Annotated in this window: 14 protein-coding genes; 1 reads left to right on the top strand and 13 read right to left on the bottom strand. The window is 41.0% G+C overall.

The window, feature by feature from the left end:
- Nucleotides 1–20 precede the first annotated feature (20 nt).
- From ACP8HI_RS07715 to ACP8HI_RS07670, 10 genes are all read right to left on the bottom strand, one after another.
- Nucleotides 21–2,807 (bottom strand): O-antigen ligase family protein, encoded by a 2,787-nt coding sequence (locus ACP8HI_RS07715; protein WP_438350525.1) that lies wholly within the window; start codon nt 2,805–2,807, stop codon nt 21–23.
- Nucleotides 2,808–3,020: 213 nt separating this feature from the next.
- The gene (locus ACP8HI_RS07710) at nt 3,021–3,524 is read right to left on the bottom strand and encodes a ferritin (protein WP_438350524.1); all 504 of its coding nucleotides are present in this window, start codon (nt 3,522–3,524) and stop codon (nt 3,021–3,023) included.
- Between the two features lie 123 nt (nt 3,525–3,647).
- Entirely contained in the window at nt 3,648–4,112 is a 465-nt protein-coding gene (locus ACP8HI_RS07705; RefSeq protein WP_438350523.1) for a DUF1259 domain-containing protein, read from the bottom strand.
- A gap of 129 nt (nt 4,113–4,241) precedes the next feature.
- On the bottom strand, nt 4,242–5,057 hold the full coding sequence (locus tag ACP8HI_RS07700; protein ID WP_438350522.1) for a GNAT family N-acetyltransferase: 816 nt from the start codon (nt 5,055–5,057) through the stop codon (nt 4,242–4,244).
- 88 nt (nt 5,058–5,145) lie between these two features.
- Entirely contained in the window at nt 5,146–5,841 is a 696-nt protein-coding gene (locus tag ACP8HI_RS07695; RefSeq protein WP_438350521.1) for an ABC transporter ATP-binding protein, read from the bottom strand.
- Nucleotides 5,838–6,956, bottom strand: a complete 1,119-nt coding sequence (locus tag ACP8HI_RS07690) for an ABC transporter permease (RefSeq protein WP_438350520.1) — start codon at nt 6,954–6,956, stop codon at nt 5,838–5,840. Before ACP8HI_RS07690 ends, ACP8HI_RS07695 begins: the two co-directional genes overlap by 4 nt.
- 69 nt (nt 6,957–7,025) lie before the next feature.
- Nucleotides 7,026–8,402: a sensor histidine kinase gene (locus ACP8HI_RS07685; RefSeq protein WP_438350519.1), complete on the bottom strand. Its 1,377-nt coding sequence runs from the start codon at nt 8,400–8,402 to the stop codon at nt 7,026–7,028.
- On the bottom strand, nt 8,399–9,076 hold the full coding sequence (locus ACP8HI_RS07680) for a response regulator transcription factor (protein WP_438351746.1): 678 nt from the start codon (nt 9,074–9,076) through the stop codon (nt 8,399–8,401). Before ACP8HI_RS07680 ends, ACP8HI_RS07685 begins: the two co-directional genes overlap by 4 nt.
- Nucleotides 9,077–9,093: 17 nt before the next feature.
- Nucleotides 9,094–9,849: a M15 family metallopeptidase gene (locus tag ACP8HI_RS07675; protein WP_438350518.1), complete on the bottom strand. Its 756-nt coding sequence runs from the start codon at nt 9,847–9,849 to the stop codon at nt 9,094–9,096.
- 61 nt (nt 9,850–9,910) lie between these two features.
- The gene (locus tag ACP8HI_RS07670; RefSeq protein ID WP_438350517.1) at nt 9,911–10,189 is read right to left on the bottom strand and encodes a hypothetical protein; all 279 of its coding nucleotides are present in this window, start codon (nt 10,187–10,189) and stop codon (nt 9,911–9,913) included.
- A gap of 87 nt (nt 10,190–10,276) precedes the next feature.
- Between ACP8HI_RS07670 and ACP8HI_RS07665 the strand changes: the two genes are divergently transcribed.
- On the top strand, nt 10,277–10,492 hold the full coding sequence (locus tag ACP8HI_RS07665) for a hypothetical protein (RefSeq protein ID WP_438350516.1): 216 nt from the start codon (nt 10,277–10,279) through the stop codon (nt 10,490–10,492).
- A gap of 74 nt (nt 10,493–10,566) precedes the next feature.
- Here ACP8HI_RS07665 and fsa read toward each other — a convergent pair whose 3' ends face one another.
- From fsa to ACP8HI_RS07650, 3 genes are all read right to left on the bottom strand, one after another.
- Nucleotides 10,567–11,235 carry a fructose-6-phosphate aldolase gene (fsa, locus tag ACP8HI_RS07660; protein ID WP_438350515.1) on the bottom strand — a complete coding sequence of 223 codons (669 nt, stop codon included), beginning with the start codon at nt 11,233–11,235 and terminating at the stop codon, nt 10,567–10,569.
- Nucleotides 11,236–11,326: 91 nt separating this feature from the next.
- Nucleotides 11,327–12,778, bottom strand: coding sequence for a DHA2 family efflux MFS transporter permease subunit (locus tag ACP8HI_RS07655; protein WP_438351745.1), 1,452 nt, complete (start codon nt 12,776–12,778; stop codon nt 11,327–11,329).
- Nucleotides 12,779–12,843: 65 nt separating this feature from the next.
- On the bottom strand, nt 12,844–13,428 hold the full coding sequence (locus ACP8HI_RS07650; protein WP_438350514.1) for a TetR/AcrR family transcriptional regulator: 585 nt from the start codon (nt 13,426–13,428) through the stop codon (nt 12,844–12,846).
- Nucleotides 13,429–13,463: the final 35 nt, after the last annotated feature.

The raw sequence follows: 13,463 nt of genomic DNA, 5'->3' as shown, positions 1-13,463 counted from the left end.
CTCCCAAATCATCACTGTTGTTAAAATTCAAGCTGTAAATCTGCGATTTCATCAATCTGTGCGGATTCCGTAGGATCAGCCGCAATCAGAAGGTCATAAACGACCTGATCTGGGACACTGTTATTCTTCTTTAGTGCAGCCAAATACCAACGAGCAATTTCACGGTTAGTTGCATTGGTATAATCTTCGCTCAAACCAATCTGTAGCGTAGCTATAGCTGCTTCCAATTTTTCAGACATAAATTGTATTTTTCCTGTATTCAGTGCTACAGCCGGAGCAACCGTAAGCGACCTTCCTTGCAGTTCTTGAGAAGACAGAGTCTTCAAATATTCCAAATCCGCCAGTACATGCCTGTAGGCCTCAAGCCCGATATTGAAATTCGCTTGCTTGTTAACACTGTCTTGCTGTGTGTGAGCCACCTGCCCCAGATCATAAGAGCGACTGATGAGAGCGCTGTACCACTCCATCTCCCAGAGGTCTTCGCTGTTTATGATATCTGTGTAATTCTCATTGAAACCAAGCTTTAGGGTAACCGCGGCCACCACAGGCTCTCCTAACATCAGCTGTATTTTACCCGTATTCAGAGCGATGGTCGGAGTGATGGAGAACGGACGTCCCTGCATCTGCTCCGGAGGGAGTGTCTTCAAATACTCCACACCGACCACAACCTGTTCGTATGTCTCGAGCCCTGTCTTGAAATACTCCTGTTTCAGAACATCATCCTTGAGGGTATGTGCCTGGTCTCCCATCGCAAGTGAGCGTCTAATCAATATATCATACCATTCAATATCCCAGATGAACTTATTGGCATTGTCACGGTAGACCGCGTGAGCAAGGTCGCTTTGCCCTTTAAGATCGTAGTAAGCTGCTAACTGCGTCAGTAATTGCTTGTTGTAAGGCTCGTCCTTGAGGGCGCGTGTCAGCACATGAAAGGACTCTTCAAGGAACTGCTCGTCTTGAGTCTGGTTAAACACCTGCTGATTAATCGAGGATAGGTACATCGCCGACTCCGGGTGGCTCGGACGCTTATCCAAAGCTTTAACCAACGGTACCTTCAGCTCTTCGTAGGACTCACTGATACCAAACAGGTTCTTGGCTTTCACAGCGGCATTACTCGACCCGATATAGCCGATCAAGATGAACACCAGAGAGACAGTGCCGATTCCTACTACAGAGAAATATCCAAGGCGTAGCCACGTCTTATTCCAGTTCCAACTCAGTGGCTTACTATCCATGACCACCGTCATCCCAGCCAGACCGATAAAGACAAGTATTCCCATGAAGGCATAGCTCATATTGAAGTCCAGTAAGCTATGAACCAGAATCGACAAGGCTATAATCAGATAAAAGAATCCATTATCGAAATCATCCTTATCTCTTTTTACATATCCACGAATATATTTATAAAAAATAAAAAGGATAAAACTCATAAACACGATAAATCCTAGAATCCCTACTTCAATCAAGTATTGTAAGAAGAAGTTATGTACCTGCCGGCTAGTATATGGGTTGTTCTGATATTGCTCATACAGTGAGGCCCAACCTCCTCCTCCGGCACCAAGGATCGGATAATCTTTAACGACTTTTAATGCATCCTTATAAAAAGTAATCCGCTCCAACACGCTATGCTGTTGGAAGTTAATGTTCTCCAGACGTGTTCCCATGTTCGCAGGCAATATGTTTCTCATGCTTGTTCCGATAAACAGGAAAGCTATCACGCCGACCAGCGCTACCGAGCCAAGTGGAATCCATAGTCCAGTTAGCTTGCCTGACGCAAGCTGACCCAGCTTCTTGTGCAGCCATGGTGTCGCAAAACGCTGGATGACCCAGCCAAGTACAGCAACAATCACAGAGCCTCCAAGTAAATATCCCCAGCCCATCCATGCTGCGGATGATGTGTAAGTGGTGTTCAGTTCAAGGCCCAATTCGGTCACAGGTGCTGATATTAATAACGAGACAACACCAGCGATTCCGAGCTGTACGATCCATAATATCTGTTGTACAGGCTTTAGGAATAGGAGTAGCAAAATGAATACAACTGGTAGCATGACTAGCCCTCCGCGCGAAAGCGTCAGCAGAATAGATACAATAATCGGAACTAACATGAACCCATGCATCAACTGGCTATACCATTTCTGAGAGCGCACTAGCGCGAACAGGGCCACGAATAGAAAAGCCATCAGGAAGGCTGCATATGTATTGGCATACTGGAAGATCGATGTTAGCCGCAGTCCGTTGGAGTCGATCATCACCGCTTCTGTATATTTCCCTTCACGCACTGTGCTGGAGAACCAGCCTACCAGCGCACCGGCAAATTTCCAGCTTCCAAGCCAATTCAGCAATCCGAAGGATACAATGAAATATGCAATCGTGAGAATAGCATTCTGCATGACAATATTTAGTTGTTTTTGCTTTAGCAAATATAACGCTACAATGAATATTGTCGCATACATGCTCTGGATGAACATCATATTCATCGCCATATAATGCGACACAGCGACAAACACCGACAAGATATAAGTGATCGGTAGCAATACTGCCGCCACTGTCATTAGATCCCGTTGTTCGGTCAATTTAAACTTGGTGAAATCTAGACCGATCCAAACTAACAACATCAGGCCACTAAGCAGAGCAGCAATATACAGAGGCTTCTCGAAATCTACCGACTGGCCATTAAACAATCCCGCCTGAAATGGAGTCCAACCTAAAAATAAAATAATTGCAACAAACAACGCCCACACCGGGCCTGATATCTTCTCAGCATTTTTCGACTGTACCGTATTTTTACCGTATAGCGGTTTCGACATGTTAGACTCTCCTTTTCTTGTAGGTACTAGAATATTCTAGCATAAACATATTTATATAGTCTTGTACTAAATTACTCTAATGTGAAATGATGGATATGATAGTTAATATATTTAAAGATTTCGGCAACAAAAAGAACCTCTTATCCTCAATCAAATTGGGGATAGGAGGCTCCTTTTTTCATACGGACTGTTTCGATAGTCTCAACTCATCTGTTATTCCGCAGGGGGCGTGAATGAACGCGTTGCGAATTCAGCGTCTAGCATGTAGAATGCGTTGCTGTCTCTTTCAATACGCTTCAGCTTCTGAATGATGTTATCAAAGAGTGCTTCTTCTTCAACCTGTTCGTCAATGAACCACTTCAGAAAGTATATCGTTGCATGTTCGCGTTCATCGGTAGCTAAATCAGCCAAGTCATAGAACCTACTCGTGTTCTGTTTCTCATGTGCATAGCCATGTTCAAAAACATCAAGCATGGAATCATACTCATTCTTCGGTTCTGGTAATGCTTCCAATGTCGCACGCTTTCCGCGATCATTGAGGAATTTATATATCTTCATTCCATGAAACCGTTCTTCTTCGGCCTGAACTGTATAGAAGTTCGCAAATCCATCCAGACTTTTACCCGAACAATATGCAGCCATAGCGAGATAGACATGCGCCGAATAAAATTCAAAATTCATCTGTTTATTTAGAGCTTCCACTAATCCGTCTTTCATTGAACAAGTCACCTCTGCTTCTTCTAATTTGTGATCATTAATAACATGCCATCTCATTAGGAAAAGATCACCATGCTTATCCATCGTAACATGCTAACAATTCATCGGCAAGTATTGATTCGATTACTTTTGGACTGTTGTGTCCATAGCAGACTTAACCGTTTTGGCAAGAGATTCAAGATCGCCAGTACCCTGAAAATGTAGATATAGAACCTGTGGTTGCTGGTCAATCCAATGGTTGTGCAAGGCGGACACTTCTAAATGCCCTTTTCGAAGGGCATCGATAACAGGATTCACTTGCCTTTCTAAAAGCGCAAACTCTCCCGTAACAACCGTTGTACTTCCAACCTTTGCAAAGTTAGCTTCTAACGATAGTCCGATCATTTCTGGAGATACCTTTAAACCCATAAAGGAGCCATTAAGATCTTGTCGAGGAATCGCCACTATACAGATCTTGTCCTCCTGTTTAACGTCTACATTAAATACGCTTTTAAGCGTATTACAATCGTTCTTTTCTGCTCCGAATGTTGTAGTAGCTGGCATAATCATCATTAAACTCAAAATCAAGAACGGTAATATCTTTTTCATGAACTAGACCTCCTCGGTAATCATACTGGTTTAGTATGTTGCCGGATATTGATGTCTATTCATCTTCTATTACTTTAGCTACATTTCCCACAGAACACATTGTTTAACGTCATCTCCCTATTAAACATTCTAGTCAAAAGGTACCCAAATTGCTCTTGTCCATGCCATTTGCAACCCGATACGTTCCATATTATGTTGGCTGGTACTTCCGAAGCCCGCTTGGGCGACCACGAGGTCACAGTTCCCTTTATAAGCTTCGTGCATCCGTTTATGTAATAGCGCTGTTTGCAACCCTTGTTGTCTATATTGAGGAACCGTTGTTGCCAGCGTGAGGGAAGTCGTCTCATTATTCAGGTGCATGACCGCCACAGCTGCCGGTATATCATTCAAATAGGCCAAATAAATCTTCCAACCCGGTCTATTCAACAAACCTATATTATTATTCACAAAATGAGGTTTGTCAGCTATAGACATGCCCGAGCCAATGCAATGTATCTCAGCATACTCGTCGAATTCCTGTTCATTAACAACCTCTATGATCCTAATATTTGAAGGTGCAATGGGTAATTCTGTACTAGGTAACCCATAAAGAACAGAGTGAAAACTATGTTGATATAAACCAAGCTCCGCACATTTGTGTAATAACTGCGGACTACTGTGGATCGGGTCTATTTCTAATTGAAAGATTCGTTTCCTGACACGATAGAATTCAACAATTTCTTCCACATGGTCGATATCCTCAGTCGTTATTCCTTTAACAGCATTAAATAATCCCCACGGCATTGTCTTAATATAGGACGCTGTGGCATGACCAAACTTTTTTATTTCAACACCTTCAGGATTACCCTCACGTTCACCAATCGAGTTCATTCTAGATGTAAAAAAGTCGACCTCCGATTGATGTATTCTTATGGCCATTTCTCCGTTAATTACGGGAAGTTTCATCTTATTCACTCCTTCCTTACATATTAACACTATTTACCTATCTTCTATATTAAACAAAAAAAGCCTCGAAATTCGAGGCTTTCTTCTCTTAACTATAAACCACACTTTTTTTCTCCACAAGAATACCATCTTGTAAATAAAGTACACGATCACACCATTCCAGCATCCGCTCATCATGCGTAACCATGACAGCTGCTTTACCATCTCTCTTTACTTCTTCCGCTAACATTTGAACGACTTCCTTGCCACGATTGAAATCTAGGCTTGCTGTAGGCTCATCTGCGAAGATAATGGCCGGATTGTTCATCCATGCTCGGGCAATCGCTACACGTTGCTTCTCGCCACCAGATAGCTTCTCAGGATAATGACCTCGACGTTCCCAGATGCCTAACCGTTTCAGTAAATAAGATGAGCGCTTCTTGGCCTCACTTGATCCTAGTTTCGCAATTTTACCCACATATAGTAACTGTTCCTCCACCTTCATGTAAGGAATGAGCTGCGCATTTTGAAACATAAATCCTATTTTATCCAATCGGAATTGCGTCAGTTGCGCTTTATCTTTCGCTGCAAGAGATTCCCCATCAATAAGTATTTCTCCACTAGTCGGACTCAAAAGCGCTCCCGCCGTTGAAAGAAACGTACTTTTCCCAGAACCCGATGGTCCTAGAACAGCAACGAATTCTCCTTCATTAACTTGAAGATTTAAATTGTTCAATACGGACAGCGTTGAATCTCCATCACCATAGGTTTTCGTTACATGTGTCATTACTAATTTTGCCGTCATGCTCCAACCCTCCCAATCGCTTCTAAAGCATCAACTTTAGCTACCTTCAGTACTGAAATAAGTGATCCTATCAACGACATTCCTACAAATAAACAACTGGTTGTAATCATCGTAGGAATACTTAATTGGAATGGCATAGATTCGGGTAGAACCATCTTCATTCCGCTTATTAGAATAAGACTGATGCCAAGACTCACTACAGATAACATTAACACTTGCCCAAGAACACTCCACGCAAGGTACGTCGTCTTCGTTCCCATAGCTTTGAGGATCCCGAACTGACTCGTCTTTTGAATGGTAATAACATAAAAGAAGACAGCTAGTACCACTGCAGCAATCGCGAATAAAAAGACAATCATCATCGTTAGTGAACCCTGTTCCTCTGCATAACCAGGAATACTGGCTATAGCTTCTTTTTGCGAAATGACATCTGCGCCAACAAGTTTGTCTTGTAAGCTACTCACTTGATCTGCTGTTGCATGAAGGGCAATCACGTTGAATAGTTGAGCATCCACAGCGTCACCTGTTGGATCAGCACCTAAGGTCATTTCATTCCATTCCTGCTGATTCACATAGATGACGGGAGTGTGACTGTACGAGTTATCTTCAACAAATCCCGCTACGCTCCATGTCATTCCTGTCTGCTGATCGCGAATTTCGCTTCCAATCTTTATTCCTGACTCCTCTAGCTTCCGATCTACAATGACTTGACCTTTCGTATCATTGGTAATCGCTTCTCCTTGAACAACCGAAGGCGCTATTGGACCTGCCATGTCGACTGCAAAGAATGTTACATCAGCCTTCGCATCAAGATCGATTGCCGTAATAGTACTCATTTGAATACTTAATGGCGTTGCATTATCATTTCCAACGATGGCACGAACATCTTGTAATTTCGATTCATCCAGCTGAGAACGTCTAAATTTATGTTCAGCATCATCCTGAACGACGTAGTAATTAGTCGGCAGATTCTCTATCGCTGATATGTTTGCATATGCCAACCCTTTTGCTAGGCCTGTTACAAACAGGACAAGAAAAGAGACCAACAACATAATAACTACAATCAGTGCGTATCTAGCTTTCGAATGTCGTAACTCTCTTAGTGCTAAGAACATGGTATCACTCCTTCTAATCTGTATACACTCAGTTTAGAAGATGAATATGAACGGAGAATGAATAACAAATTACAAATAAGGAAGAGTGATCGTGAATATCGTTCCTTGCCCTAATTCACTTGTGACTTCAACCGATCCTTTATGTGAATGAATAATCTTTTGGACAATGGAAAGCCCTAGACCGGTACTATGCGTTTCTCGAGTCCGTGCACGATCCACTTTGTAGAACCTATCGAATATCATTGGGAGTTCTTCGGCAGTCATGCCTTCGCCTGTATCAGATACACTGATTATGCAATGTTCACCTTCAACTTTTGCAGAAATGGTAACAGTCCCACCTTCAGCTGTATATTTAATAGCATTCGATATTAGATTCACCCACACCTGATATAGCATGTTTGCATCACCATGAATAGTCATATCCGGCAAGGTTAAACGCAAAGCCAATTGTTTATCCGTCAGCTTCCACTCCATCATTTGAATGACTTGCCGTAGTTGCGAGCGGAGATTGATAGATTTCATTTGTAGCGCATTGTCATCATAATCCAACATAGATAAGGTCAGTAATTGTTTACTAAGCATAGACAGACGCTGGCTTTCCTCTTCAATGATGGAAAGATAATGATTACGTTGTTCATCAGATAGCGATGTTTCCTTAAGCGTATGTGCAAACCCCTGTATTGAGGTCAGCGGAGATTCAATTTCATGAGATACATTAGCGACAAATTCCTGCCTTGAGCGATTCGTCCGCTCTAATTCTTGAGTCATCGTCATGAAATGTGTCGCTAACTGCCCAATTTCGTCCCTCCGCCACGTATTCAGTTTAATATCATATTGACCTTTTACAATACTCTTGGTGGCCATCGTAAGTCGCGATATAGGTCTAACAATATGAAGTGACGTAATTAATACGAAACCTAAGCACAGCAGTATAGTAATTCCAATTAGCAGAACAATAAAGACACGGAATTCACCGAATTGTATCTGTGCATCTGGACGAAGAAATAACGCATAACGTTGATCATTTATTTGGAGTGGCACACCTATACTATTCCTTAATTCATTATCAAAAAAACCAGTGATAAACAGCCCACTCGGAAACTCAGCAACGCCATGGTAGACTTCACCGTTTAGAACCCATTGCAAATCATCCTCTTTTAAATCCATTTTTTTAAAGGGTTTGCCATAGAACCACTCTTCCCCTTGAACATTTCTCAAATATACTTTGTACCCTAATGAAGCTACGCTCTCTAGATAATCATCAAGCGTATCCGGATGAGATTCGTTGAATTGTTGTAATTGAAGAGCCATTTCTGTTAACTTCGCATCATTTAAAGACTTAAGCTTTTTTTGATAAAAGATATTTGTTGCCAGGAATCCGAGAACACTACTCACGATAATAACCGAACAAAAAATGAGGCACATTCGTACATACAATGATTTCATGAGGTGATCACCTCCAACTTATACCCTATTCCCCGAACCGTTCGAATCATAAAGTCATCTTGATAATCCAGAAATCTCTCGCGCAGTCGCTTGATATGAACATCTACGGTACGTTCGTCTCCTTCATAATCCGCTCCCCACACGAGTTCAATCAATTCACTACGAGAGAATAAGCGTCCCGGATATTGAGCTAATTGTGCTAGCAACTCAAATTCTTTCACTGGCAATAGAAGCGTTTCTTCTCCAAATGTAATTTCATAATTCTTTCGATCAATCATAAGCCGATTCAAGCGAATCATGTCCTGTGAAGCCACTGAATAACGACGAAATAACGCCGTAATCCGAAATAGCAACTCCTCTGGTTCAAACGGTTTCGTTACATAGTCATCCGTACCTTTTAAATAACCTTGTTCCTTGTCACTTAGCTGTTGGAGTGCTGTAAGTAATATAATCGGGATATCATAGGTTTCACGTATGTATTCACACAGTTCTAGACCATCCACATGTGGCATCATGACATCTACAATCGCCAAATCTACCGTGGTTTCCTTCATCTTATCTATCGCTTCTCTACCATCGCTAACTTCTATCACTTGATACCCTTCTCTTGTCAGAACATGTCTCAATAACGTGCGAATATTCGGATCATCATCCGCGACTAATAGCTTTCTCATCATTTCACTCTCCTGTATCATTCCACATCAAAATCGAAATATTGTTTCGGAAAAGGCTCATTAATTAACGTATAATGCCACCATTCCTTGCTATAAGCCTTGAAGCCATATTTGATCATCGTGTTCTTTAGTAAATTTCGGTTGGATGTCTGCTGCTTGTTGATAAGCTTCGTACCATGCATGGATATATCTCCGAAGAAATCAAAGTTACTTCCCATATCCACTACTTTTCCCGTTGTCTTGTGCACTAATGTTAAATCTAAGGTACTCCCTCTCGTATGTCCTGATTTCATAGAAATGAAGCCAAGCTTAAATAAGTTACGCTTATCCAGCAGCGGATAATATTGTTTCTTCATCTTTATATCTTTGGGATCCTGTGACCATCTCACGAAATGATTGACCGCTTTCTGTGGTCGATAAGCATCCAGAATGAGAAGCTCATAACCCTTCTTACCCAGCTCATCGCCTACTTTCTTTAAAGCTGTTGCCCCTTGAAGGGACATAATAGCATGTGGTGCTTTGTAGCCATCTATTCGTTTACCTATAAAATTATTATTACTATAATACCTCAAGTCGTATCGTGCAGTAGGAATCATCTCGTCTAAATAGACAAATCCCTTTGGCAAGGGCAAGATGTCTTGCTCCGTGACCTTCTCCTGCGTTACTATCTGTGATTGAGCACTCATGGGTTGTCCGAAGGTTAATGAGGCTACGAATAGAATAATCGCCAATGCACCTACAGATAACTTCCATCCCCAAGTCAATGGTCTCATAATTTATAATCCTCCTATATATTCTTCTCACTTATCGTAGGTAATATAGCTATTGTAACATTCATTTAATCTCCTTGAATGCATTGATAAATTCTCTTGGATCAGTCCTTATCGAATAAGGGTACACTCCTTGCTTCGTGTGTAGATATAGAAATCCTCCCTCGCCTCCCATTTTTCGATAAGACATATCAAATACATCTTCAATGGGAAAAGATCGATATTGTGTCATCACTTTATGCTCATACAAATACATGGAACGTTCGTGAACGACCGTTGTTTGTTCAGTGCTGGTTACTTTTCTATGAATTTTGTAATACGATTGTTTGGCTATCCAGGTCATCTTCATTCTCCTTCATTCAAAATTACTGGAATATGTTTCTTCAAATTATGATAGAATAATTATAATCTAATTCGGGGTGGTGTTCAGATGCCTTACTCAATACTGTATATTCTTATAATCGTTGTCGCTTTAATCGGTGGTGTTAGCACATTCATGGTAGGCTACTCCAAGGCAAATAAACAAGCAGACTCTGATTATAGTAAAAAAACAAAAAGAAACCTAACGAGTCTATCCATTTTTTATCTATTCGCATCCATTGCTTCCATTGTAGCTTTTCTGTTATACCTATATCTGAAGGATTAATACATAGATAGAGCAAAGACCCTGACGGATCAATGATCGTCAGGGTCTTTATTATGGTAACTTACATCATACTTTTAGTTCTTTGGAGCATTAACCCAGTCAGCTGCGAATTTCTCCATACCTTGATCTGTTAGAGGATGTTTCGTTAGCTGCTCAATGACACTATAAGGAACCGTCGCAATATGAGCACCCGCCATAGCTACACGTGTTACGTGATCTGGGTGACGTACAGACGCGGCAATGATTTGTGCATCCAAGTTATGAATACGGAACAATTCAGCAATCTTAGCTACCAATAACACACCGTCTTCAGATATATCATCCAAACGACCCAAGAAAGGTGATACATAAGTAGCACCCGCACGAGCTGCTAGAAGAGCTTGGTTCACAGTAAATACTAGGGTAACGTTCGTTTTAACACCTTTTTTAGCTAGGTAACGACAAGTTTCAAGACCTGCAATATTCATAGGAACTTTGATCGTAATGTTCTTATCTCCACCATTGATCTTGATCAACTCATTGGCTTCAGCAATCATTTCTTCAGCAGTTAGAGCATTAGGTGTTACTTCCGCAGATACAGATTCAACGTCAGGTACTAAATTCAAGATTTCTTCAATACGATCTTCAAATTTCACGCCTTCTTTGGCTACTAGAGAAGGATTGGTTGTAACTCCAGATAAAACACCAATCTTATATGCCTTTTTTATATCCTCTACATTTGCTGTATCGATAAAGAACTTCATGAACAATGACCTCCTAGTTTTTAATAACTATTTTATTATAGTATTAAACACGGTTGATTTCTAGGGAATGACCTCTAAGTTACTATCAAACTTATTGATACATATTCTTAGTATCGTTAATAATAACACGCTTGATGAAGAAAGAAACAATCAGACCTATAATAGCGACTATCATAGCGAAGATGAATGCACCTTGTACACCTTGTGTAAATGCCGGTAACATATTTAATGGATCATCAGGATTACTTACACTACTCATGTAACTCTTCTGTCCTGCTGCCATAATACTAACAGCAAGAGCTGTACCGATTGCACCAGCCACTTGTTGTAATGTATTCATAATAGCCGTGCCATCTGGGTAGAGTTCTCTAGGAAGTTGATTAATCCCATTCGTCTGGGATGGCATGAAAATCATAGAAACTCCTATCATTAGTGTGCTATGCAACACAACGACAAAAGCGATAGTTGAGGTTGCTGAAATACTTGAGAAGAACCACAGTGTAACTGTAACAATGGCTAGACCAGGAATCACAAGCCACTTCGGACCATATTTATCGAATAACCGTCCCATGATGGGTGACATAATCCCGTTAATAATTCCCCCAGGTAGAAGGATTAGACCTGCTTTGAACGCAGAATACCCTAGTCCCTTTATCAAATACATCGGAAGAATCAACATAGAAGACAATATAATCATCATACATAGAAACACCATTAATACTCCAATAGAGAACATTGGGAATCTAAATGCACGTAGGTTAATCATCGGCTCCTTCATCGTTATTTGACGAATACCAAACAGGACAAGCGAGACTATCCCCACAGCGATCGTGATGATCACCTTCGGACTAGCCCATCCTGCACTTTCACCAGCACTACTGAAACCGAAGACAATACCACCGAATCCAACAGAAGATAAGAGAATCGATAACGCATCAATTCTAGGCTTTGTAATCTTCGTTACATTTTGCATAAATACAATTCCAAAGATAAGTGCAAATATAAGGACTGGCAAAGCCAACCAAAAGATCCAGTGCCAGCTTAAATTCTCAATTAAAAGTCCTGCAATGGTCGGTCCGATCGCTGGCGCAACCATAATAACAAGACCAATCATTCCCATGGCAGCGCCACGCTTCTCAACCGGAATAATAATCAGTATCGTATTGAACATAAGTGGCAATAACAATGCAGTCCCAATCGCTTGTACGACCCTTGCCATTAGCAAGATCTCAAATGATGGAGCTAACGCTGCCAATAATGTACCTAGAATGGAGAAAATTAGTGATGTAACAAATAGCTGTCTTGTTGTAAACCATTGAAGTAAAAGTCCTGATACTGGAACAAGTATACCTAGCGTTAGCAGGTAACCTGTCGTTAACCATTGTGCCGTTGGCGGTGTAATACTAAGTATTTGCATTAAGTCACTCAAAGCGACGTTTAATGCTGTCTCACTAAACATGCCAATAAATCCACTAAGTAATAATGCGATTAGTATTGGTAAAGCCCTAATAGGCTTATTGTCTGTCTTTGTTGTTCCTTGCATCGTTGCTTCCAAACTTCCCATCCTCCTAATAATCTTGCTCTATATATTGATTTGGTTTGTAATGCTTATAGTACTTTAGCCGATTGAATAAAATGTGTTACGTATTTAGAAGCAGTTACAAGAGGGCTCTTATCTCGCTTGGTTAGGGTAATAATAAGAGCCCCTTCCAGCAGGGATATCACAATGGAAGCTACCTCGGATGACTTCACCATATCCATCTCTTCCTCTTGTAGTTTCTTAGCAATCAGATCTTCCCAGTCTTTAAAAACCGATTGACAAGTTACTCTCAGCTTTTCGCTAATACATGAAGTTTCAACAGACATCCAAAAACCAAACGGTATCAATCCCTCGAACTCGAACTGAACTGCATCTTCACCTACGCTCAATATGAACGCTTGTATTGCTGTGGCTGCATTGCTCTCATTTGTAAAACAGTCATTTAATTTCTGCAAGACTAATACACGCGTACGCTCAATACATTCAGACACAAGCTCCTCTTTCCCATCAGGGAAATAATAATAAAGAGATCCTTTGGGAGACTCACTTTCCTTAATAATCTGATTCAATCCCGTGGCGTGATAACCTTGTGTGAAAAAAAGCCTAGTAGCGGTGTCCACAATCGTTTCGCGTGAATTTGATTTTCCGGACATATTCCTCCCACCTTCTCAATTATAACAAATGGTCT

The sequence above is a fragment of the Paenibacillus sp. FA6 genome, assembly GCF_051550225.1.
Taxonomy (GTDB): Bacteria; Bacillota; Bacilli; order Paenibacillales; family Paenibacillaceae; genus Paenibacillus_AQ.
The sequence above is the reverse complement of the archived record's forward strand: the minus strand, read 5'-3'. Positions and strand labels throughout refer to the sequence as shown.

Excerpts from the sequence above, each read along its gene's own strand:
- ACP8HI_RS07700 (WP_438350522.1), bottom strand. The coding sequence starts at position 5,057 with ATGAAACTTCCCGTAATTAACGGAGAAATGGCCATAAGAATACATCAA.
- ACP8HI_RS07650 (WP_438350514.1), bottom strand. The coding sequence starts at position 13,428 with ATGTCCGGAAAATCAAATTCACGCGAAACGATTGTGGACACCGCTACT.
- ACP8HI_RS07675 (WP_438350518.1), bottom strand. The coding sequence starts at position 9,849 with ATGAGACCATTGACTTGGGGATGGAAGTTATCTGTAGGTGCATTGGCG.
- ACP8HI_RS07690 (WP_438350520.1), bottom strand. The coding sequence starts at position 6,956 with ATGTTCTTAGCACTAAGAGAGTTACGACATTCGAAAGCTAGATACGCA.
- ACP8HI_RS07695 (WP_438350521.1), bottom strand. The coding sequence starts at position 5,841 with ATGACGGCAAAATTAGTAATGACACATGTAACGAAAACCTATGGTGAT.
- ACP8HI_RS07670 (WP_438350517.1), bottom strand. The coding sequence starts at position 10,189 with ATGACCTGGATAGCCAAACAATCGTATTACAAAATTCATAGAAAAGTA.
- ACP8HI_RS07680 (WP_438351746.1), bottom strand. The coding sequence starts at position 9,076 with ATGAGAAAGCTATTAGTCGCGGATGATGATCCGAATATTCGCACGTTA.
- ACP8HI_RS07715 (WP_438350525.1), bottom strand. The coding sequence starts at position 2,807 with ATGTCGAAACCGCTATACGGTAAAAATACGGTACAGTCGAAAAATGCT.
- ACP8HI_RS07655 (WP_438351745.1), bottom strand. The coding sequence starts at position 12,778 with ATGCAAGGAACAACAAAGACAGACAATAAGCCTATTAGGGCTTTACCA.
- ACP8HI_RS07665 (WP_438350516.1), top strand. The coding sequence starts at position 10,277 with ATGCCTTACTCAATACTGTATATTCTTATAATCGTTGTCGCTTTAATC.
- ACP8HI_RS07710 (WP_438350524.1), bottom strand. The coding sequence starts at position 3,524 with ATGAAAGACGGATTAGTGGAAGCTCTAAATAAACAGATGAATTTTGAA.
- fsa (WP_438350515.1), bottom strand. The coding sequence starts at position 11,235 with ATGAAGTTCTTTATCGATACAGCAAATGTAGAGGATATAAAAAAGGCA.
- ACP8HI_RS07685 (WP_438350519.1), bottom strand. The coding sequence starts at position 8,402 with ATGAAATCATTGTATGTACGAATGTGCCTCATTTTTTGTTCGGTTATT.
- ACP8HI_RS07705 (WP_438350523.1), bottom strand. The coding sequence starts at position 4,112 with ATGAAAAAGATATTACCGTTCTTGATTTTGAGTTTAATGATGATTATG.